We start from the raw sequence: 20,843 nt of genomic DNA on the forward strand, positions 1-20,843 counted from the left end.
GCGCGCCGCCGCCCGTATCACTCTGGCACAAGCGCGAGGGCGTTCTTGAAATAGATCTTGTCCAGCACGGCGCGGTCCAGCCCCAGCCCGTTCAGAAACTCCTGGTGCTGGTTATCGAAATAGTCGCGGCCATACAGGACGCGGTCCTGGAACTCGATGAGGAATTCCCTGGCGAATTCGGGGTCGCGCGACATGGCCCGTATGCCGGAACCCGCCGACAGGTCGCAATACAGATTTGGATTCGCGCGCAACGCATCGAGCAGCTTTCCGCCCGGCGCGACCTTCCCGTCAGGGTACGCGACCTTGTCGAATTGGTCGTCGCCCGAAATGTGTGCCCAGAATCCCGGGGCATGGCCCAGGAACACCGTTTCCGGACATGCCCGGACCGCCCGTTCGAACGCGTCGAAACCGCCGCCGTACCACCAGTCGGGCCGCGGATACTTCCGGCCGTGGGCAAAAGGATAGTCGATATGCACCGTCACCGGCAGGCTCTTCTCGCCGCAGAACCGGTATAGCCGGAGCGCGTCGAGGTCGTCGTACATCATCCGCACCTTCAGCTCGCCGTATAGCCGCACCCCGTAAATCTCGATGGCGGCGTGCAATCGGTCGATGGCGTCGGGACGCCGCGGGTCGGGCGCATAGCCGGGCACGAAGCGGTCCGGGGCCCGCTCGATATAACTCAACACGCGGGTAAACGGCATGGGACCGTCCGGCCCGGTCCGCACCGAGGCATGGTTGTAGCTGGGGTCGTACTCGTTCTCCGGCGCCTCCCACGTCAGCAGCCACGTCTTCGTGATGCCGTACCGGTCCATGTTCGCGAGGAACTTGTCGAGATTGTGTCCGTGCCAGTCGGGATGGTTATGGCAGTCGATTATCATTGCGTGAAATGCACCTCCGCTATACGTTGAACCGGATCAACATGATGTCGCCGTCTTGAACGATGTAATCCTTGCCCTCGAGCCGCAGGTGTCCCGCTTCCTTCGCCTTCGCCATGGAACCGGCCGCGACGAAATCGTCGTAGTGCGTCACCTCGGCGCGAATGAAGCCCCGGGCCAAATCGCTGTGGATGACCCCTGCCGCGTCCTGCGCGCGGGTACCCTTCCGAATGGTCCACGCGCGCACTTCCGGCTCAGCCGCGGTCAGGAAGCTGATGAGCCCGAGCATCGCATAGGCGCTCTTGAGAAACCGGAGCCGCGACTCCTCGCCCAGCCCCAGCCCGGCCCGGAACGGGGCCCGCTCGTCCTCGGGCAACTGGCTCACTTCCATCTCCATGGCGCCGCACAGCTCGACAAGTGTCTGGCCCGCCTCCTGCGCATAGGCGCGGAGGCCCGAAGGGTCGTCTGAGCCGATCGTTTCGTCTCCGTAGTTCCCGAGCAACATGAGAGGTTTCCGCGACAGGAAACCGAACCCAGCGATTTCCTTTTCTTCTTGCGGGTTCAGGCCGAGCGTGCGGAGGGGTTTCCCCGCTTCGATATGGGCCCTGCACCGGGCCAGCAACTCGTATTGCCGGTCTTTCTTGTTCTCCTTTTCCATCCGCTCCAAGCGCCGCTCGAGGATGATGAGATCATCGAACTGCATCTCCTCCTCGAGGGTCCGGCAATCCCTCACGGGGTCCACGCTACCCAGCGGATGCATCACGTTTTCATTGGCAAACGCGCGCACGACATGCACGAGGGCTTCCACCTGCCGCAACGCCGTCAGCGACGCGGCGCTCAGAGCCTTCTCTTCGCCCGCCGCCTCGTCGGGCGCGATGTCCACAAACTGAAACTCCGCGTAGGTGACCTTCTTGGGTTTATGGAGCGCCGCCAGCTTGTCGACCCGCTCATCCGGCACCTTCAACACGGCGAGGTTGGCTTCGCGGCTTCCGAACGCCCCCACCTCGGCATGCGCGCCCGTAAGCGAATTGAACACGGTGGTCTTGCCCGAGCGGGCAAACCCGATAATTCCGACCTTCATGGAACACCCTTTCCCCGAATATGCAGAACGGAGATGCCGGCGCGCGTCACACCATTTCGCAGCCGCCAGTCCCCGGCTCCGGGTTATGGTAACAAGCCCGCCTGTAGCAGAGCAAAGAACCGCGCTTGCCGGGTACGCGCCGGCGAAAGCGGGGATGGCTGAAGGCGAATCAAACATCGTCATCCCGTAATCGCCCAGGTTTGTCGCCGTCAGCCCCGGAGCGTGGCGTCCAATTGTCCGAAACGGGGCAGTCCTCATCGCTTGAAATACGCTCAGACGGAACAGCAGGGAGAGCGGTGAACACGTCCAGCGTTGCTGCCGCTTGAAACAGGAAGCTGCGCGTGAAACAATCCTGTATGAAGAGGGAAAAGAGAGCTTCCGGCCGGGGAGGGGGGAAAGGTGTGTACGGGAGAGACTGGGCCTGGATGAATTCGCGTGCCATATGACGGACGAAAGAAACTCCTATGTTGCGTTAATCCGCGGCGTTGAGCATGTCGCCCTCGTCGGCAGGTATCTCATTGTGGGCGTCATGGCCGTGCTGTTTCTCCTGGGGTACGTCAAAGGAAATTACTTTGACGGCAGTATCATAGTCTCGGTCGCCCTGCTCCACAGTGTTTTCGCGCATTGGGCGCTCTGGAAAGGCCGCTGCGAACTCTTCGTCTCGCGCGCTAATTTCTTGGTTTACTTGATTGAGTTTTCCGTGATTGTGTCCTTTTCGGGCGCCGATGAGAGCCCGGGCTTTGTTCTTTACATCATTTTTCTGATTGGTTTCAGCGCGTACCGGCGGGATCTGCGCGCCATCATGCTGGCGGCGGTTGCGTGTTGCGTGGCGTTCACCATTGTATTGCTCGTTGAACTGCGCCTTGTTGGACTGTCCAACACCCTTGGTGAACTGGTTTTCAAGCAGTTGTCGATTCTGGTTGCCGGGTGGCTTGTCGGCAACCTCAGCCATCGTCTCCTGCGGGTCGAGGAACAATCGTTCAGCCAGTCCCAGCGTCTGGCCGCCTCGGAGGCGACCTTGCGCACCATCTTCGATCATGCGGCGGACCCGATCCTTGTGTTTGATGACAACGAGTTGGTTGTCGATGCCAACGACGGCGCCTGCGACTATTTCAACGCGACTCGGGAAGAAATCGTAGGGCAGCGGATGCGCGCTTTTCTGTTTGATGATGGCACCATTCCCCAGAAACTCGCTTTAGTGCGCAGAAGAGGGCTCTTTCACGGGGAACAGTTGATGGTCAGCAAGGACGGAGAGGAACGCGCTGTTGATATCATCATGCGCTCGTTTGCCCAGGACAACAAGGAGTTTTACGTTGCCCTGATTCACGACATTACGCCCCAGAAGGAACTGCAGGAAGCCACCCGTCAGGCCAACGCGCGCCTTGAGCGGCTCAACCGGGAATTGCGCCACGTCGATGAGTTGCGCACGGGTTTCATGGGGGCCGTCTCCCAGAAGCTGAGGTCACCGCTGTCGGCCGTTCTTGGTTTTATCGAGATGCTGCTTCAGGAAGAACTCGGCGACCTGAACAATGACCAACGAAAAGCGCTGCAAACATGCCGGCGCGGGACACTTCGCGCGTTCCGCATTATTGACGAGGTCCTGGGATTGCGGCAAGGCGGCGAACCCGACAAGACCGCCGTTGCTTTTTCGCAGCAGCAGCGCCCGTCTCGCTCGCGGGGCGCTCGCGAGGAATCGCCTTCACCAGAGGCGCCGGGACAGGAGCAAGCCGGCCCTCACAAGGTCGGCTGAACCCACAGGGCCATCTGGTCCTCTTCCGCGAGATTTGCCATGGCGGACACTTTCTCGGGTGGCGGGAGGGGCATCTCGAACTCGCGGGTATGGTTGGCATACCGTCCCGCCAGCACAAGATGCCGGAACTCCTGGGCGGTCTGAAACGGCTCGCAGGTCTCGAGCCAGAATTTGTTCATGAAGTTCAAGCCGTGCGCATCGGAAGCGTAAATCTCCGCCATGTTCTGTTGCTGGGCATAGGCCCGGGCAGCGGCCGCGTGTTCTTCACTGCCATGGTTGCAGGTCAGCACCTCGACCGCATCGGCCAGCCGGCAATAGTCCGGAAGCGTGCGTGACCAGCGAAAAGGGTGGGCGACAACCGTGAGAAGACCGTCCGCGCACGCCTGTCCGAATACGTCGCTGGGAGTCTGCAATCGCTCGTACACGGGCTCGTTGGCTCCCAGCACAAGGATGTGGATTTCGTCGGTGAGCGAGATCTCAATTCCGGGGAATATCTTCACCCGCTCGGCCAATTCCTGGAGACCGGCCAATTCCGTCTTGGGCCAGACACGGTCGTGCTCGGTGATGAAGAGGGCGTCATAACCGCTGGCGTCCGCCATCGCGACCAGTTCACGGGGGGGAATTCGCGAACACACGGAATACTTCTCCGAGTGGGCATGGACCTCGACCTTCATCGTTTTGGAGAATCCGGCGCCGGGAAATCTATCTATCATTGCAAGTCCGTTCTAAGCGGGGATTCGCTGCGCGCCCGCCAATTCCGCACACCAAGTATACCATGAATCCCGGATATCATTTCGGAGAGCCCCAGCCGCGGCTCTCTGCTATGCGCTTCACGCCAACTTTGCCTCCTCTCGCCTTGTTTCGGCGATAACACTTCTCCGAAGTCCCGGATTCCCGGGGGCGAAAACCCCCGCGCTGTTTCGGCCGTTCACTTTCCGCCGTCTTGCGAGAACCGCAGCTCCCGTGCCGGCGAGCCGATTAAATGGACGCATGGCGCGCCACAACATTCAATTCTGATGGGCATCACTATGTTTCCCTCCTTGGATTTCGTGATTTCGGGGGGAGAAGCGGGGCGCACACGCCACGGGTAGGGGGGTGGATGCTGGCAAGGGCAAGGGGATGTGTCACGAAACGCTAATGCAACGCCATCTTGTCGGTTTTCTCACATTCTTGACAGGGAATGCCGTGGTCTTCAACACCTCGTCATCCGCCGGGACCGGGTTTTGACGCGCGCGGCTATTCTTCGCCTTGGCCGAGCCCGTGCCGTGGGGCGTAGTGCAGGCCGAAGCCAGCGATCATGGGACAGGCGCGGGCGTCGGTAATCGTCAGGCGCACTTTTGGGGTGGTGACCTCGGGAAACCGCTCGAGTTTCTTGTGGCCGATAGTGGTGCCTTTCACGATTTCCTTCCAGGCGCCGTCCTGCCACGCCTCGATGGTGTAGCCGCGGACGCGTTCGCCGAGAGGGATGTATTCCTGGACGCGCGTGACGTTGAATGTTGCGGGCGCGCCCAGGTCGACCTCGAGCGAGGCCGTGAGCGTGCCGTCATCAGTCGCCCAATACGTTTCGATATCACCGTCGAGAGCATTGGCGGCCGCGAAGGCGTGCCCGCCGTTGCGGACGTTGCTGGCGGCGGCCGTCTTACCAGCGGCGAAATCGGTGGCGAAGGTCTCATCGAGCACGGCCCGCCATTCCTTGAGGCGCTGGATGTCCAGGTCGCCGAACAGGCCTTTGTCGTTGGGCGGGACGTTGAGGAGAAGTCCGCTGTTGCGGCCCACCGAACGGTAGTAGATGTCGAGGAGGTGGTCGAGGCTCTTGACCTTGTCGTCCTGTTGCTTGTGCCAGAACCATCCCGGCCGGATCGAGACGTCGCACTCGGCGGGATACCAGACCTCGCTGCCGTTGCGGGTCTGTACGCTGGATTCGTCTTCGCGGGCGAACCCGTCCTCGTTGCCTACCCAGCGGATGTCGGGACCGCATATGGCGATGAGGGCTTTGGGCTGAAGTTCGCGGATCAGGCCGTAGTAACTCTGCCAGTCGTAGACGTGGCCTTTCCCGCCCGCGCCGTCAAACCACACCTCGGCGATGGCGCCGTAGCGGGTGAGCAATTCGGTGAGCTGATTGCGAAAATGTTCGTCATACGCGGCGTTGTCGGCGTACTTCGGCTCGTGGCGGTCCCAAGGCGATAAATAGAAACCGACCTTGAGGCCGTGTTTGCGGCACGCATCGACAAACTCGCGCACGAGGTCCCCCTTGCCGTCTTTCCATGCGGCGTTCGAGATGTCGTGGTCCGTGTAGTCGCTCGGAAACAGACAGAACCCGTCGTGGTGCTTCGTGGTCAGGATCACCAGCTTGAAACCGGCTTCCTTGGCCACACGCGCCCATTGTTCGCAATCCAATTGGGCGGGATTGAAGATCTTGGGATCTTCAGTGCCTTCGCCCCACTCGCGGTCCGTGAACGCGTTCACCGTGAAATGAACGAACATGGACAATTCGTCGCGCTGCCACGCGAGCTGTTCCGGCGTGGGCAACGGCGGGCAGGGGGCAGGCGGGTCTGCCGCGAAGGCCCCGGGCACCGCGCCCACCAGAGCCATTGAACCAACGAGTAAAAGGGTGCTGTTCCGCATCGATAGTGCTCCTATTGGTGTTGCGCCACCGTATCGCGGCCAATTATCGCAGGCCGACGCCGCGCGAACAAATCGTTGGAGAAGTCACGGATCTCCGGAGTGGAGACCTTCGGTCGTAGGAGTGGCGTGGTCAGGAGACCGCGCCACAGCGTTGACCGCGCCACAGCGGAGGCGTCTGTGTTGTACTCGCAATGGAAGGCCGGTTTTCCAACCGGCCACTTGATTCCCGCAGGCCGCGCGCACGCGTGAGATTTCAGGCCGGTTCTTTGCGTGAACACCGGCGTTCACATGTGCGCATACGTGCGAGTACGATATGGAGTCACGCCGTGGAGGCGCGCATTTGGCAAAACTCAGGGGCGGAACGGGTCGCGGAGAGGGGAATGACGGTCATGGCGAGGATCACGAACAATCAAGATGCGTACGGGCGCCTGATCCACGACTACTATAACGGCTGCCGCGGACTCGAGATTGACGAACGGGGCGACGGCTACATTGCGGTTGGCTCGACGCCGGGCGTGTACTTTGCCGAATACAAGGACTGGCCGCCTTTCGAGCGCAGGGCCATTCAGCACGCCAAGGGCCGGGTGCTCGACGTGGGATGCGGCGCGGGACGCGTCGCCTTGTACCTGCAGCAGCGGGGTTGCGAGGTCATTGGCATTGATGTGTCGCCGCTGGCCATTGCGACGTGCCGTAAGCGGGGCGTCAGACGGGCCAAGGTCATGAGTGCTACGGATGTCTCGCCGCGATTGGGCCGGTTTAGGACGATTGTCATGTATGGCAACAACTTCGGGTTGTGCGCCAGTGCCCGGCGGGCGCGGTGGCTGCTTCGCCGTTTTCATACGATGACGACGGACGATGCGAAGATTCTGGCAGCCAGCAACGACATCTACCAGACCGATGACCCGGCGCACCTGGCGTACCAGAGACACAACCGGGCGCGCGGCCGCATGTCGGGCCAGATCCGGCTCCGAATCCGATACCGCACGTACGCCACGCCGTGGTTTGACTACCTGATGGTGTCGCCCGATGAAATGGCGATGCTGGCCGAGAGCGCGGGATGGCGGCTGGCCGGGACCGTCCACGATAACGGCCCGTTGTACGCCGGAGTGCTCGAGAAGGCCCCGCGTTCGGGCTGAGCAACGCCCCTACCCCTCCACATCGTTGAGGCCAATGGGCCTCCTGTTTCAACAACCACGCCCGCAGTGCGTCTCGCGTCATTTGCCGTGCCGGCACTGCGTTTCGAGGGAAGTTCAATGAAAAACGAAAACAGCGAAAACGGCCGGAGCCAAAACGGTTCCCGGAGCGGTCTTTACATATTGAAAGCCTTATCCCAGGCTGCGGCGCTCATCAACCTCGGCAGCATGCCCATGGGGAGCGCGTCGGCGCCGCTTGTCCTGTGGCTTCTCGATAACGAGCGCGAGATTGTTTCCCAAAGGCAGGGGGAACGTGGCGGCTGACCATGTGCGCGCCGTTACGGGCGCCATGCGACGGGTTCTTCGCGGACGTGGACCTCTCTGCCCGCGAACAGCAGCATGAGGTCAGGGAGGTCGAAGCGTTCGAGCACGCCGTGGAGCATGGATGCCGGCGTGAACGACATGTTGTACAACTCCGTGCGCGCAATTGCCTCGAACGAGGGGATCAGATTCTCGATATCAACGGTTTCGAGCGAGGTATCCAGCGCGGCGGCCAGGTAGGCCCAAAGGGCGGGTTGGAGACCGCAGGCGCGTATGCCCAGACGCTTGAATGGCGGGGTTTCGCGCAGGTACTGGGCGGCGCGGAGCACGTCGTACACCCGCATGCCCAACAACGATTCGCCGATGCAGTAGGCGTCATAGGCCAGCCGGTTCTCGGTATGGTAGTGCAGCCCCGGAAGGCCTTGTTCATGGGGGTTGATGGTTACCGACGCAACGGCGCCCGTGCCGCGGACATCAAACACGAACAGCGCCTTGCCGGCATCGAGCAGTTCCTGGGCCGATTCGATGTGGAGGCCGAGCGCATTGGTCCCGCCCGGGGCAAGATAAATGATCGCCTCCGAGGGCGAAACGTCCGGCCGGTGCAGCAGGCATCCCGCGACCATCACGTTGCGTTCGCTGATGAAGAACACCGAGTGTGCAAGCACGCCGCTGACGGTCTGTGTCTTGATCGTTCGCGGATAGAGCCGCTCGGGGGACTCGATCCGTTCGCGTATGGCCAGCGTATCGATGACCGAATTGCGCAGGGTGGCGGCGTCCGGCGGCGCCTGCCGCTCGGGAATGATGGCGAGATTCAGATGGAAGGGGGTGAGCGCGCCGGGCAGTTCTGTCAACACATGCCCTTTGCTCGTGCACCAGAGCTCGGAATCGGGCGACGTCGGGATGCTGTCGTCCGGCGCCGTCTTGAAATCGGGTTCAGCGCCCATGAGATGGCTGCGAAACCAGTTTACAGCGGCTTCGCGCAATTCCCGGCAGTAGCTGTGGGTACCCGGCGCGAATACGCAGTCGACATGGTCTTCGCGGCCCAGGATACGGTAGAACGCGCGGAGCCGTTCGTGTGTGATGACCGTGCCCTCGGGCGTGAAAAAGTCTGACGCCACCGCGCCAATCAGCAGCGGGCGGGGCGCGAACGGCAAGAACATGTCGTCAAAATTGATGCCGTCGCGGGTCATGGCGAACTGGAGCTGCTCGGCGTCCTGGGCTTGGCCCGTGACGTAATAATGCTCGCGCGAAGTGACGTACGTGCAGGGGACCGCCGCCTTGACTCGTTCGTCGCCTGCCATGCACAGGAGGGTAGTCTGGGTGCCTCCTCCCGAATTGCCCGTGGCGCCGAGCCGCGACGGGTCCACTTCGGTACGCGAGGCGAGGTAGTCGAGGCCGCGCATGGCGTCGAAAAGGAAGTAGCGGGCGATGTTGGTGCCTGTCAGTACGCATTGCAGGCCCTGATACGAGTGTTCGGTGGTGCCCCAGGGTATGGGCATGGCGCCCGTGCTGGGGTCGTAATGGGTGACGCGCTCGCCTTGGCCCGTGGGGTCGATGGCCAGTACCACGAACCCGTTGATGGCGAGGTCGTGGCATACCCGCTGGTATTCAGGATAGGCCTTGGCCTCGCGGGCGTGTCCACACAAGAACAGCACGGCGGGGGCTTCTTTGGCCAGTTTGCCGGGCACGTAAAGCAGCGAGGTCACATAGACCTTTGGCTGGCTTTCGTAGATGATTTTCTCGATGGCGTAGCCGTCACGCCGCACCACCCCGCTCGATTTCGGATTCAGGGGTTCCTCGGTCTGGGGAATGCCGCCCAGAGAATCCAGAAACGTCTGGCGGACCCTGCGAGCCCGGTCGCGGACCTCGTCGGCCGTGGTGATGGCCTCTTTCGCGCGGATATGAGCCCAGACCGCGTTGAGGTTGCGGTCACGCAAATGCTCATAAAGCTGCAGCTGGACGTTACAGCACCCGTCCAGGTAGGGCTCGAACGCCTTCATGACTCAGCTCCCCCGTTGGCGGCCGCGCGGGCCGTTTCCGTTTCTCTTTTTGCCCCTGGTTTCAGGCCAGTTGAACCATGGGGATCGCTTCATCGATGAGCATGATGGGGATATCGTCTCGAATGGGGTACATGTACGCTTTGTCCTCGCGCACCAACCCGCCGTCGATCTTCTCCTCGACCTTCTCTCCCGCGCGATTCTTGAGCGAGCCCGCCTCGATGGCCGCATTGGCCTTGTCGATAAGGCTTTGGTCCGCCAGCGTCACCTTGGTCTTGTTCTCGGGGCACACCAATATGTCCAGCAATTCCTGGTCAACCATGAACCGGTTCTCCTCCTCTTGTGGCCGAATCGGTGCCATTTTAGCGGAAGCGGGCACTAAGTCCAATGTGGACCGCGCATACATGGCGGGGCCCTTGGCCGGGAGCAAAGAACCGGCCTTGGCGCGGCTCGCGGCGGGGGGCCGGGACTCTGCCCGAAGAGGGAGGCAGGAGATTGGGTGGCTGGTGCGCGGCCGTGCGAAACGGAGACCCCGGCAGCGTCAGGCGCGACGCCGCCGGGGTTGCACAGGGGGGACTCTATGCTTCTCGCGCTCTCCTATACTCGCCGGTGGTGACATCGGCCGGGTAGGCTTCGAGTCCCATCTCGCTCTTGTCGAGGCCGAGGTACTCTTCGTCGAGGGATACGCGCAGGCCGACGAGGGCCTTGGTAATGATCCAGAAGCCGGCCGAGACGGCTATTGTGAAGACGGCTACCGCCACGATGCCCACAGCCTGAATACCCAGTTGTTTAGGGCCGCCGCCGTGGAAGAGGCCTGCCATGTTATCCTGGACCGAGGGATTCGCGAACAGGCCGACTGCAAGGACGCCCCAGGCGCCATTCACGAGATGGACCGAGGTCGCGCCGACCGGGTCGTCGATATGGAGTTTGTCGAAAGCGATGACCGACTCGACGACGAGGACACCGGCGATTAGCCCGATGAAGACGCTATCGGTGATGCTGACGACGGCGCAGGGGGCGGTGACGGCGACGAGGCCCGCCAGCGAACCGTTGACGATCATGCTAAGGTCAGGGGCGCCGATGCGGACCCAGGCGTAGGCGGTCGCGGCCGTTACAGCGGCCGCGGCGGCCATCGCGGTGGTGGCTGCGATCCGGGCGGCGTCCATATTGGCGGCCATGGCGCTTCCGGGGTTGAATCCGAACCAGCCGAGCCAGAGTATCAGAGCGCCCAAGGTTGCGAGGGCCATGCTGTGTCCAGGGATGGCGTTGATGCTGCCGTCTTTGCCGTATTTGCCGATCCGTGGTCCAAGGAAAAGGATGCCAGTGAGGGCGGCACAGCCGCCAACGCTATGCACGACCGCCGAACCCGCGAAATCGTGGAAACCAATGCCGGCCAGCCACCCGCCGCCCCAGATCCAATGTCCGGTTACGGGATACATGAAGGCGACGAGCAGGGCCGCGAACACGATGTACGCCTGGAACTTGATACGTTCGGCGACGGCGCCGGACACGATGGTTGCAGCCGTCGCGGAGAACATCAGCTGGAACAAGAACTTGGCTTCGAGGGGCACGCCGGTCCATGCGAGGGATGAAAAGATGCCCTGATAGCCTGTGGCGTCCGTGAGGGGGCTGTTGTCGGGGCCGGCCAGGAAGAAGCCCTTCAAGCCGAGCAGCGCCGAGCCGTCGCCAAACATAAGCGCGAAGCCGGTCGCCCAGAACATGAGCGAGGCTATGGCTACCACGATGAAGTTTTTGGTGAGGATGTTCACGGCATTCTTGGAGCGGCAGAACCCCGATTCCACGAGAGCGAACCCGGCGTTCATGAAGAAGACCAGGAATCCCGTGATCAGTACCCACAGTATGTCCAGCAGGACCTTTGTCTGGTCTGCCTGGAGTGCGGCGCCGCTTTCGACGGCCATGGCCGGTGCGGCCAGCAGCAGGGCAGCCAGCGGGCATATAACGATTGCGAGGCTCCTGCGGACTTGTTCGAATTCACTTCTTTGCATGAGGGCAACTCCTTTCGAGGCGATGTGAGATTCCGAATTCGTTTGCGGCGGCCGTTGCGCAGCGGCAATCAGAGGATGGCGACATCGCCGGATTCCGCGGTGCGTATGCGGATCGCGTCATCAACTGCGCTCACAAAGATCTTGCCGTCCCCTATACGCCCGGTCGATGCGGCTTTTACGATGGCGTCCAAGACGCCTTGGAGCTTATCGTCGGGAATGACGAGCTCGAGTTTGATCTTGGGGAGGAACTCGACCACGTATTCGGCGCCGCGATACAGCTCTTTGTGTCCCTTTTGGCGCCCGAACCCTTTTACTTCGGTGACCGTAATGCCTTGGATGCCCACGGCTGACAAAGCCTCCTTGACTTCCTCCAGTTTGAAGGGTTTGACGATCGCTTCTACCTTTTTCACCGTGATGCCTTTCCCGAGGCGTTCTATGTCGAGCCTCTGCTGCGCCGAGCGCTTGCCCTTGCCTCGGCGGGACCTTCTCTTTAGAACGAAAACCGGGCGGGCATTGCCCGCGTACGCGTGGGGAAGCCGGGCCCGGCAGGAGTGGTATCAGCGAACCTCTCCCTTGTTGTGGGCGTCAGGCAAGGCTCGTGCCAATTCGTCACACTAAGAGCGCGATCGTCGTTAAGTGCTCTGATGAAAGGCTTTTGTGGGAGTCCTAGAGAGGAGCGAGCATGAGCCTTCGTGTACGGACGGCCTTCCGCTGCGTATGCTATGGTGGCGACGAACTACCAATATGTATGAATTGCAAGCTCGAGCGATGTGAGGGCAGGAAGTCCAGGCAAGGGGCCGGTGCCTGGAACTACAAATTGCTTCCGGGTCGGGATATTGCCCCGGAGATTAAATCGACATAGGCGTATTTCGGCCTAAAAAATTCACCTGTTGACATTATTGACTACGATACGTATACTATCGCTGAATCTGATGGGACGGCTTGGGGGCATGATGGTCACAGAATGGTTTATGAGAGCTAGAAGATCGGCCATTTGATGACTTCAAGTATTAGTCAAAGCATCACCTCTAAAACGCTTACGATGTTATTTGCATCGTCGGCGCGCACGACGGTTTTGCGGTTATTCCTTCTTGACCCCTCCCGGGCGTACTACCAGCGGCAGATTGAAAAGGCGACGGGTCTGGCGATTCGCGGCGTGCAGCGGGAACTGGAGCGTCTTTCGGAGATGGGTCTGCTGTACAAGCGCGTAGAAGGCAACCGCACCTATTACCAGGTCGACGTGCATTTCCCGTTGTTTCCCGAACTGCACGGAATGATCCTGAAAGTCTGTGATGATTTTGACCGTCTCCGGGCTTTTGCGGCGATGGAGCGCGGGGTGGTTTTGGCGTTTCTTGACGAGTCCGAATCGAACGCGCTGTTGGTGACGGAGAGTGCGACGCGCTTGAGCCGCAGCGTCCCGGGTCCTTACAGCGTTGACGTTATGCCCTCGGAGCAGTTTCTGGACCTGCTGGCCGGTTCGCCGGAGAAACTCGCGCCGTATCTTGTGGGCGGCGTGGATCTTCTTGGCCGGCGGGATGACCTCATCTGGCGGCGGATTGAATCGGCTGGATACAACGTAAGCAAGGGGAGAGGTGTCGCATAGCATGGAACACAGACACGAAATCCGGCAACTTTGTGAATCGTGGTGGGAGCATTTCGCTGCATCGGCGCCGGACGAACAGCCACGGTATGCGGAGGGTTTTCTGCGGTTGCTGGGGTGGCACGATTTTGAGCGGATTCATCCGCCGGGAACCTGCGTCTCGACCTCGGCCTCGTACCTGTTGGGCGCGGCAGGGCGGCCGAACCTGGTTGCGCATTTTCAGAAGCCGGGCTCGTTGCAGCCGCCCAGCATACTGGCGGAGCGCGGCCTCGACTTCTGCGATCCGACCCGCCACCTGGTCACGCTGACCAAGAGCCTCCGAGCCCGGTACGCATTCATATCGGATCTATTCCGGTTTTTTCTTTACGACACCCAGACTGAAGAACTGCTTCTTTGCAGCGATACACCGGCCGAGTTCGCGGGCGAGTTCGAAGAAACGCTGAGCTGTTCCGAGGTCGTCCGCGGCTCCCTCGAAGAACTGCGGCGTCCGCCTCGCAGCAACGTTGCGCGGCAACTGCGCGAGTGGTGCCGGCGATGGGAGAACGTTCTGGTTTCCGAGGGGCATGTCCGGGAAGAGACGGCTGGGCAGGCCCTTGACCGCATTCTGGTGCTTCGTTTTCTTACGGGCCACAACGTGCTTCGTCGTCCTGGGAGCATGATGCGGGGCCGGCTCAACGAGATCGTTGCCTTGGCGTGCACGAGGGGCGCTGCAGGCTGTGGGCGCGAATTGGTGCGGTTGTTCCGCGATCTTTGGGTTGAGCTGGGGGCCGAGATCTTCGCTCCTGAACCTTCCCTGGAACGCGCCTTGGAAGGGGAAACGATCACGCGGCCGTTACTTCAGGAGCTGCGTCTGCTGGCGCGGTCCAAGTTCACCATCCCCGTGATCCTGGAGAAGTTCAATTACGGCGAGGCTGCCGAGAAAGCGCGGGTGCGCATGGTGCCCGAGGAAGATGAGGACCGCTTGGCCTATCTTCACAAACAGACCAGCGCCAGCATCGAGGAAGCCCAAATCAAGGTGGATATCGAGGACGAGGGGTACCGCGCGATATTCTGGTGGATGGACCGTCTTGTTGCCCTTTACGAGCGGCTGGGCCGTGAATACGAAAACAAGGCCCTGCACGAACACGCGGGCAGCGATATCGACCTGTTTGCCTGGTCGGAAATAGACGCCGCGAAACCCACCACGGTGGCCGATCCCTATCGCCACGCTATTGAAAAGGGCATGGTGGTGATGTACGCGAGCTTGCGGCAGTACCGCACGGCACGATTGCTCCTGTACCTTCACCTCATTCACGCGCATGCGTCGCGCCGGCTCAAGTTTGACCGGTTCCCGAAGATGGAAGGCGTGCTGCAGAAACGCCCTTCGATGACCGAGGCCGACCGGCGCCGCCTGTTCAGTCCCGTGCAAAAGGACGAATGGAACGTGGGTTGACCGGCATCCGAAACCTCGGTTTTGCGGGTTCCTGTGTCGCTCAAAACGAGATATCCTGCGCGATAACGTCTCCGGGGGCGATATCGAAGGCTATCTCGCGGGTCTCCGCCGCGACGGGGTTTTCTTTCGGTGCGATATACACTTTGAGCGTGGCCGCGCCTGCGGCGATCCCCTCGAACCGGTAGCAGCCATCGGCATCGGCGTGCGCCTGGTACCCTTGAGTGCCTGATGCGGCGGCCACCTCAAGGCAGGCGCTCGACGCGTCGGGCGGGTTTTCTCCCACCGTTACGCGTCCTGACACGGCGGCCGTGCCGTCTTCGAAAACCAGGTCGAGCGAGGTCGTCTGCCCGGATACGACGATGGCCGTGCTTCGCGCCGACCTGCCGGTCGTGCCGAGGCTTGCCTGCACGTCCATCTCGCCGGGGGCCAGGCCCGTGAGACGGAATCCGCCGGTTTCGTCCAGGTTTGTATGGAAGTACACGAAGTCGGGCCGGTCTTTGTACCGCGCGTGAACTCCGGCCCTGGAAAGGTCTTGGCCCGGCGCGACGATTCGTCCTTCGAGGACCCCCGGCTCGGGAAGCGTTAACATGACCGGCTGCGAGTAGTCCGTCAGGGGAGCGATGGCGGGCCCGAAGGGGGGAGCGTATGCCGCGATGGCATTGATTCCGAAAGGCAGGAAATCGATGCGGAATGCGCCGTTCGCATCCGTTTGCGATAACGCCTGTTGCTTCACAAAGAGCATCGAGACGCCGATGCCGGGAAGAAAGACAAACGCGTCCCGCACGGGGTTGCCGCCGGGGTCCACAACTTTGCCGATGACCGGCACGGCCTGCTCGAGGGCGAGATCGACCTCGACGGCATCGTGCTCCACGACCGTGACGGCCTGGAACGACGCGGCATACCCGTCTGCCCGTGCGGTCACAGTGACGGGACCCGCGTACACGCCGGTGATTTCGAATGCGCCGGACGTGTCCTGAAAGGCCCGCGCATTTTGGAGGAGTTCGGGCTTGAACGCGTCGTGCGCGCCGTTGATGAAGCAGACTTCGAACGCGGGAATGGGCTTGCCGCTTTTCGCGTCGGTGACGCGTCCGCGAATGGCGCCTTTGCCCTGCAACACGATCTCGACGTCCGCGGTTCCGGCCGCCACGCCTGCCTTTCCGCCGAAGGTGTATTCCATGTGGTCCGTGTTGAGATGATAGGCGCCTTCTTCGAGTCCCGTTATGAGAAACCGCCCGTTCTTATCGGTATGCGCGGTCTCATTCTTCGGGCCGTACGCCGATACCCGCACGCCGGATATCGGTTTTCCCGACGTATCGACGACAATGCCCGAGATCGCCAACCCGCCCTTTTCGCCATAAACGAGCCGCAACCCGCGGAGTTGCTGGCCCGTGCTCAGTTCAAACGTTGCCGCAACATCGCCCGTGGACCAGCCGGTAACCCCGGGCGGCGTCAGCCCCAGCTCGTAGGAACCCGGAACCAGGCCCGCGACCGTGAACGTCCCATTCGCCGCCGTCTTGTATTCGGCGCTTACCGGAGGGAAGAAGGGCGATTCCGGCGCGCGCAAATGCAGTACGAGGTCCCTCGCGGGCCGTCCCTGGGCATCGATAGCTGTCCCTGAGACGGACGCCGTGCGGGGTATGTTGAGCGTGATCGTAATGCCGTCTACGCCGGCGGCCGGCAGGGACAGCCCTTCCAGGGTTTCGCCCAGCATGCCGTCCGTATAGGCGCGCACGTATAAGTCATTCGAGGGTGCCTCGAGATACACGTCAAAAGCCCCATTGGCATCGGTCTCGGAACTCCCGGGATTTGGGTACTCCTTGGTTCGGGCGAGTACGGTGGCCTTTTCGACGGTTTCTCCGGCGGCATCCACGACCCGCCCCGCCACACGGATGCCGCGTTTGAGCGCGAAATCGAGATTGGTGACCGGCTTGCCCGCCTCGATGGTTACCTCGGTACCCAGCCCGTATTGGGTACCGGGATAGAGCTTGCCCGCTCGCGGGGTGAACCGGTACCTGCCCGGAGTGAGGTCACGAATCGTGTAATGCCCGTCAGCATCGGATGTTTCGCTTTCTCTGTCACTCGTTCCCGACGCCGGGTTCCATATCATTACCCGCACCCCGGGGATGCCCGCTCCGGAGTCCATGTCATATACGCGTCCGCTCACGGCCGGGGGCGATTGTTCTTCTCCCGCGGCGGCCACAGCGGGAACGGACGCGCTGCTGGCGCTTGCGGAAGCCGTGGATGGCCCGTCGGCGGACCCGCCTGTGTCTTCGGCTGGTGGGGAGACGCGCGGCGTTTGCGGCGCGGCGCCGGTTTGTGCGCTGCCTGCGTTCGTGCTTGCCGCCTGTTTTGCGTACTCGTTGCCCGGGCCTTGTGCGGTCCATATCGCGACCCCCACGGCCCCTGCCACGAGGATTACGGCCATCACTTTGGTCAACACTCCCCAGAAACCCGCCCCGAACACCCCCGCAACCGCGGCGGGGACCGCTCCGGAGACGGCGGTCCGGCCCAGAGCCGCTACGAGGGTGGAGGGCGCTGCCTGGGCGGATTGCCGCTCGAGCGCAGCCGTCAGGATGCCCGCCCCGACGAGGACGCCGCGCTTACGCAGGGTTTCGCGGACCTGTTCGACGCCTTTCTCGATGCGATGGCGCACGGTCGACTCGGCAATCCCGAGTTGGGCGCCGATTTCGGCGTGCGTCTGGCCTTCGAGGAACCGCAGGACGATGGGCGCGCGGTACGTTTCGGGTTGTGCGGCAATGGCTTCGTCAACAACAGTCAGGAGGTCGTCCGGCGCGATTTCAACGGCTGCTTCGGCGTTTGCGGCGAAGGATTCCTCGCGCAGCCGGCGGCGCTGGGACTTTTTAATCCGGTCGAGGCTGCGCCGGACGGCTACCGTGTGCAACCATCCCGGCAGCGACGTGGTGATGGCGCGCCGCGCGCGCATGAGGTCCATGAAACTCTCCTGCGCGGCGTCCTGCGCTTCATGTGCGTCTCCCAGCACACGCCGGCACGCGCCGTACACCATTCCCCCGTGGCGGGCGACAAGTTCCGCAAACGCGTCGGCATCCCTGTGCCGGGTCCAGCGTTGCAGCAATGCGGTATCGTTCGTGCTCATGGCCCTGCCCCTTTCCTGGGTCTCTCCACTATATCAGCCTGCACTAAAGTCGACACCGCTGGCCTGAAATCGCAACGGGCGCAGGGCAATGCGTGCCTGGCGCGGACAGCCTGTCGTCGCGGGGTGGCGAGATGGCGCAAGGCCGGTTTTCGCGGGGGCGAATTGCCATGCGCCCGGTCCGGGCAATGCGGTCACTGTTGCCGGTCGGGTTCGAGACAGGACAAGTCGGCTATTCGCAATCCGAATTGCGCCGCGATGCCGGCGGCATCCTGGAGGTTGGCGGCCACATCTTCGGGCCGGTGCGCATCGGAACTGAGGACCACCTCGATATCGAATTTGGCCGCCGTTTCCCAGAACCGCATCCAGGGGTACATCGGGCGGCTGCCCTGGGGGGTTTCGACCCAGGCTTTCCTGAATCCGTAGCCGTTGATCTCGAGAGGCACGCCGTGCGCCTCTGCCGCCGCGAGGATCTCGCGCGAACACGCGTCGGCTTCTGCGTCCCATTCGAGATAACAGTTGCCGAACATGTCCGGATGTGCGATGAACGCGAATAGTCCCCACTCGATAAGCCCGACGTAGGCGCGGGTATAGGAGCGCAGGGCAGCGGCGCTGGTAATGTTTCCGTACGCGCCGATGCAGCGGTCTTCGTGGGGGATGAAGTGCGCGGCCCCCACGAGGTAATCCAGCTCGAGCCGCCCGAGCAGTTCGTCTTCGAAATAGGCGCGATAGCGCGGCTCGTATTCGCATTCCATACTCTTGAGAATCGTCATGTCATGGAACACTTCCTGGGCATGCTCGATGGCGGCGCAGTATTCCTCGCGTTCGTCAAACTCCATGCGGACCGAGTGCCATCGGTTGTCAGGAAGGGCGGCATGGTCCGAGAAGCCCAGCACCGACAACCCGGCGTGTTGTGCGGCGCGGCAATAGTCCTCGATATCGCCTGTGGCGTGTTTACACCGGCGGGTATGGGTATGGTAGTTGGCTTGCATGTGGTCCTTTCGGGTGCGGTTGTCGCTATTCTGGCAATCGGGGAACGATCATAGATTATAGGATAGGCACGGCGAGAGAGCCCAGCATCTTGTAGATGCGCGTTACGATCTGTTTTGTTGAGATGCCTTCCGCGCCCGGGAAGCTTCCCGCATCGGTATAGTGCTCGTAAAAACCCTCGTGACCGGGTTCGACGGGCGTCATGCCGGGCCGCAACTCGAAACTGGTAGTATTGCGGAGAGGCCAGATGTCGATCGGGGACAGACCGGAGAGGCCCTCGATCAAGTAGTTCACTTCCGAGAGCGGGATTTGCCGTTTGGCGATCACCCAGCTGCACGATGGGGCGGTCACCTCGAGAATAGAGGCCCGCACCATGAGCGCAATCGAAGGATCCTCGATGAGTATGCCGTTCTCCGTGTTCAGGTTTTCGGAACGCGGGTCGAGGTTATACGAGCCGACGTATGCGGCGCGCGAATCAACAACGATGGACTTGCCGTGGATGGAGACAAAGGGGTCGCGCGTTTCCCCTGCCCGGTGCGCGCGCGCCTGCAGCTCGTCGAAATTCGGCAGCCACTCCAACAGGTTCTCCGGGTGTGCTTTCAGTTCGAAGACCTGAAAACGGAGCCGCTCGATGTACGTCGAGCGCATCTTGTAATTGGCGGAATAGGCCACCGTGTTGTCGGTCGAGGCGAAACTGTTCGTCGATACGATGACTTTTGGGGGTGGCTGTTGTGCCTGCAGTGTTTTGAACATCCGCCGCGCGTGGTAATTGAGAATCAGGTACGGGCTCTGCATCACCAGCTCTTCATCGGCGGTCCGTATGAGCTCACGGATGCGGCGCGCCGCCCGTCCGCCGCCCCATAGCCATTTGCCCTGGTTCTTTCCGGGAGCATCTGAGAGGTACTCGAGGCGAAGCGCCTCGTGGAACGGCGATACGAACGCATCTTGCAGATACGCCCGGTCTTGAAGCAGCGCGGACACGGCGGCCTGGAATTCCCCGATATTGAAGTCTTCCGGGCGCCGGAGGACGTCGTAGGCGCCCGTCTCACTGACGGCGCGCACGTCGCGCAGCGTATCGCTGGGGAGTGCCCGTTTGTAGAACCAGTACTCTTCGAACGAGTCCGCCATGGCGGCCACCGCGGGACCGATCACGGCCGCGTCCCGGTCAAGGAAATTGTAGCTGGTCGAATAGTTGTAATAATGATTGTCGATATTCCTCCCTCCCACGATGCCAATCCGCTGATCGAACAGCATGAGTTTGTTGTGCATGCGCTGATTCGTGCCTTTGAAGCGGACGAACGCGTTGGCCAGCTCCAGCGCTTTGGGGGGCGCGGCGCGCGCGACGGGGGGGCGGTAATACCGGAGTTCGAGATTCGGGTGGGCCTGCGTGAGCGCGGCGATCCAGCGCGCGTCGCGTGCGGACATGAAATGGTCGAGCATGAGGCGCACCACTACGCCGCGGCGGGCAGCTTCGAAGAGTTCGCACATGAGAAGACGGCCGCACTCGTCATTGGCCAGGATGGAGGTTTGTATGTCGATGGTGCTCTGCGCATTGCGTATCAGATGCACCCGCAGAAGGAGGGCGTCGAGGCCGTCTTCGAGCATCAGCACCTGGTTGTGCCGGGTACGGTCAGAATCGCCGGAGCGGGACGTGGTTTCGATGCGCTGGGCGAACTGATACACCGGAGACGCGTATTCGGCAGCCCTCGTGTTGAAGCATGCTGCAAGGGTAAGCGCCAGCGCGGCGTATCGCAACGGTTGTTTCCTGGTTCGGTTCATGGGAACTCGTGTTCCCGGCGTTTGTTTGCCGGGAGGTGATTGTGCCATAGCCCCCGCAGCGGGGCCAAACCACAATCACGAGCGGGCTGTGGGGCGGCCTGTCCGGCGCTGGAAGATTGGGAAAACCGCCTTCCTTTGTGAG

16 protein-coding genes are annotated in these 20,843 nt (G+C 61.8%); 5 read left to right on the plus strand and 11 right to left on the minus strand.

Features of this window, described 5'->3' with window-relative positions:
- Nucleotides 1-17 precede the first annotated feature (17 nt).
- Together PLJ71_07570 and ychF are read right to left on the minus strand one after the other, a co-directional pair.
- Nucleotides 18-878: an amidohydrolase family protein gene (locus tag PLJ71_07570; protein ID HQM48533.1), complete on the minus strand. Its 861-nt coding sequence runs from the start codon at nucleotides 876-878 to the stop codon at nucleotides 18-20.
- A gap of 19 nt (nucleotides 879-897) precedes the next feature.
- Nucleotides 898-1,956, minus strand: coding sequence for a redox-regulated ATPase YchF (gene ychF, locus PLJ71_07575; protein HQM48534.1), 1,059 nt, complete (start codon nucleotides 1,954-1,956; stop codon nucleotides 898-900).
- Nucleotides 1,957-2,398: 442 nt separating this feature from the next.
- On the opposite strand from ychF, the gene PLJ71_07580 reads away from it, so the two are divergent.
- Nucleotides 2,399-3,706: a PAS domain S-box protein gene (locus tag PLJ71_07580; GenBank protein HQM48535.1), complete on the plus strand. Its 1,308-nt coding sequence runs from the start codon at nucleotides 2,399-2,401 to the stop codon at nucleotides 3,704-3,706.
- Here PLJ71_07580 and PLJ71_07585 read toward each other — a convergent pair.
- Both PLJ71_07585 and PLJ71_07590 read right to left on the minus strand, forming a co-directional pair.
- Nucleotides 3,691-4,419 carry a PHP domain-containing protein gene (locus PLJ71_07585; GenBank protein HQM48536.1) on the minus strand — a complete coding sequence of 243 codons (729 nt, stop codon included), beginning with the start codon at nucleotides 4,417-4,419 and terminating at the stop codon, nucleotides 3,691-3,693. The two genes, PLJ71_07580 and PLJ71_07585, sit on opposite strands and share 16 nt — an antisense overlap.
- Before the next feature lie 523 nt (nucleotides 4,420-4,942).
- Complete coding sequence (locus PLJ71_07590; protein HQM48537.1) at nucleotides 4,943-6,331, minus strand: alpha-L-fucosidase; 1,389 nt, start codon at nucleotides 6,329-6,331, stop codon at nucleotides 4,943-4,945.
- 389 nt (nucleotides 6,332-6,720) lie between these two features.
- Here PLJ71_07590 and PLJ71_07595 point away from each other — a divergent pair, with 389 nt between their 5' ends.
- Nucleotides 6,721-7,467: a class I SAM-dependent methyltransferase gene (locus PLJ71_07595; GenBank protein HQM48538.1), complete on the plus strand. Its 747-nt coding sequence runs from the start codon at nucleotides 6,721-6,723 to the stop codon at nucleotides 7,465-7,467.
- Between the two features lie 117 nt (nucleotides 7,468-7,584).
- Nucleotides 7,585-7,788: a hypothetical protein gene (locus tag PLJ71_07600; protein ID HQM48539.1), complete on the plus strand. Its 204-nt coding sequence runs from the start codon at nucleotides 7,585-7,587 to the stop codon at nucleotides 7,786-7,788.
- Nucleotides 7,789-7,802: 14 nt separating this feature from the next.
- On the opposite strand, the gene PLJ71_07605 is transcribed toward PLJ71_07600, so the two are convergent.
- From PLJ71_07605 to PLJ71_07620, 4 genes are all read right to left on the minus strand, one after another.
- Nucleotides 7,803-9,785: an acetylxylan esterase gene (locus PLJ71_07605; GenBank protein HQM48540.1), complete on the minus strand. Its 1,983-nt coding sequence runs from the start codon at nucleotides 9,783-9,785 to the stop codon at nucleotides 7,803-7,805.
- 61 nt (nucleotides 9,786-9,846) lie between these two features.
- Complete coding sequence (locus PLJ71_07610; protein ID HQM48541.1) at nucleotides 9,847-10,104, minus strand: Trm112 family protein; 258 nt, start codon at nucleotides 10,102-10,104, stop codon at nucleotides 9,847-9,849.
- A 256-nt stretch (nucleotides 10,105-10,360) separates the two neighbouring features.
- Nucleotides 10,361-11,788, minus strand: coding sequence for an ammonium transporter (locus tag PLJ71_07615; protein HQM48542.1), 1,428 nt, complete (start codon nucleotides 11,786-11,788; stop codon nucleotides 10,361-10,363).
- Between the two features lie 68 nt (nucleotides 11,789-11,856).
- On the minus strand, nucleotides 11,857-12,198 hold the full coding sequence (locus PLJ71_07620) for a P-II family nitrogen regulator (GenBank protein HQM48543.1): 342 nt from the start codon (nucleotides 12,196-12,198) through the stop codon (nucleotides 11,857-11,859).
- Between the two features lie 587 nt (nucleotides 12,199-12,785).
- Here PLJ71_07620 and PLJ71_07625 point away from each other — a divergent pair.
- Both PLJ71_07625 and PLJ71_07630 read left to right on the plus strand, forming a co-directional pair.
- Complete coding sequence (locus PLJ71_07625; GenBank protein HQM48544.1) at nucleotides 12,786-13,391, plus strand: helix-turn-helix transcriptional regulator; 606 nt, start codon at nucleotides 12,786-12,788, stop codon at nucleotides 13,389-13,391.
- Between the two features lies 1 nt (nucleotide 13,392).
- Nucleotides 13,393-14,820, plus strand: coding sequence for a hypothetical protein (locus PLJ71_07630; protein ID HQM48545.1), 1,428 nt, complete (start codon nucleotides 13,393-13,395; stop codon nucleotides 14,818-14,820).
- A 40-nt stretch (nucleotides 14,821-14,860) separates the two neighbouring features.
- Here PLJ71_07630 and PLJ71_07635 read toward each other — a convergent pair whose 3' ends face one another.
- The 3 genes from PLJ71_07635 to PLJ71_07645 all read right to left on the minus strand — a co-directional run bounded on the left by PLJ71_07635 (nucleotide 14,861) and on the right by PLJ71_07645 (nucleotide 20,701).
- On the minus strand, nucleotides 14,861-17,935 hold the full coding sequence (locus PLJ71_07635; GenBank protein HQM48546.1) for a sigma-70 family RNA polymerase sigma factor: 3,075 nt from the start codon (nucleotides 17,933-17,935) through the stop codon (nucleotides 14,861-14,863).
- A gap of 191 nt (nucleotides 17,936-18,126) precedes the next feature.
- Nucleotides 18,127-18,924: a histidinol-phosphatase gene (locus PLJ71_07640; protein ID HQM48547.1), complete on the minus strand. Its 798-nt coding sequence runs from the start codon at nucleotides 18,922-18,924 to the stop codon at nucleotides 18,127-18,129.
- Nucleotides 18,925-18,979: 55 nt separating this feature from the next.
- Nucleotides 18,980-20,701 carry a phospholipase D family protein gene (locus PLJ71_07645; protein HQM48548.1) on the minus strand — a complete coding sequence of 574 codons (1,722 nt, stop codon included), beginning with the start codon at nucleotides 20,699-20,701 and terminating at the stop codon, nucleotides 18,980-18,982.
- Between the last annotated feature and the right edge of the window lie 142 nt (nucleotides 20,702-20,843).

It is taken from the genome of Candidatus Hydrogenedentota bacterium (genome assembly GCA_035416745.1).
Classification (GTDB): Bacteria; Hydrogenedentota; Hydrogenedentia; order Hydrogenedentales; family SLHB01; genus UBA2224.

Coding starts and splice junctions, on each gene's coding strand:
- PLJ71_07570 (HQM48533.1), bottom strand. CDS start 878: ATGATAATCGACTGCCATAACCATCCCGACTGGCACGGACACAATCTC.
- ychF (HQM48534.1), bottom strand. CDS start 1,956: ATGAAGGTCGGAATTATCGGGTTTGCCCGCTCGGGCAAGACCACCGTG.
- PLJ71_07580 (HQM48535.1), top strand. CDS start 2,399: ATGACGGACGAAAGAAACTCCTATGTTGCGTTAATCCGCGGCGTTGAG.
- PLJ71_07585 (HQM48536.1), bottom strand. CDS start 4,419: ATGATAGATAGATTTCCCGGCGCCGGATTCTCCAAAACGATGAAGGTC.
- PLJ71_07590 (HQM48537.1), bottom strand. CDS start 6,331: ATGCGGAACAGCACCCTTTTACTCGTTGGTTCAATGGCTCTGGTGGGC.
- PLJ71_07595 (HQM48538.1), top strand. CDS start 6,721: ATGGCGAGGATCACGAACAATCAAGATGCGTACGGGCGCCTGATCCAC.
- PLJ71_07600 (HQM48539.1), top strand. CDS start 7,585: ATGAAAAACGAAAACAGCGAAAACGGCCGGAGCCAAAACGGTTCCCGG.
- PLJ71_07605 (HQM48540.1), bottom strand. CDS start 9,785: ATGAAGGCGTTCGAGCCCTACCTGGACGGGTGCTGTAACGTCCAGCTG.
- PLJ71_07610 (HQM48541.1), bottom strand. CDS start 10,104: ATGGTTGACCAGGAATTGCTGGACATATTGGTGTGCCCCGAGAACAAG.
- PLJ71_07615 (HQM48542.1), bottom strand. CDS start 11,788: ATGCAAAGAAGTGAATTCGAACAAGTCCGCAGGAGCCTCGCAATCGTT.
- PLJ71_07625 (HQM48544.1), top strand. CDS start 12,786: ATGACTTCAAGTATTAGTCAAAGCATCACCTCTAAAACGCTTACGATG.
- PLJ71_07630 (HQM48545.1), top strand. CDS start 13,393: ATGGAACACAGACACGAAATCCGGCAACTTTGTGAATCGTGGTGGGAG.
- PLJ71_07635 (HQM48546.1), bottom strand. CDS start 17,935: ATGAGCACGAACGATACCGCATTGCTGCAACGCTGGACCCGGCACAGG.
- PLJ71_07640 (HQM48547.1), bottom strand. CDS start 18,924: ATGCAAGCCAACTACCATACCCATACCCGCCGGTGTAAACACGCCACA.
- PLJ71_07645 (HQM48548.1), bottom strand. CDS start 20,701: ATGAACCGAACCAGGAAACAACCGTTGCGATACGCCGCGCTGGCGCTT.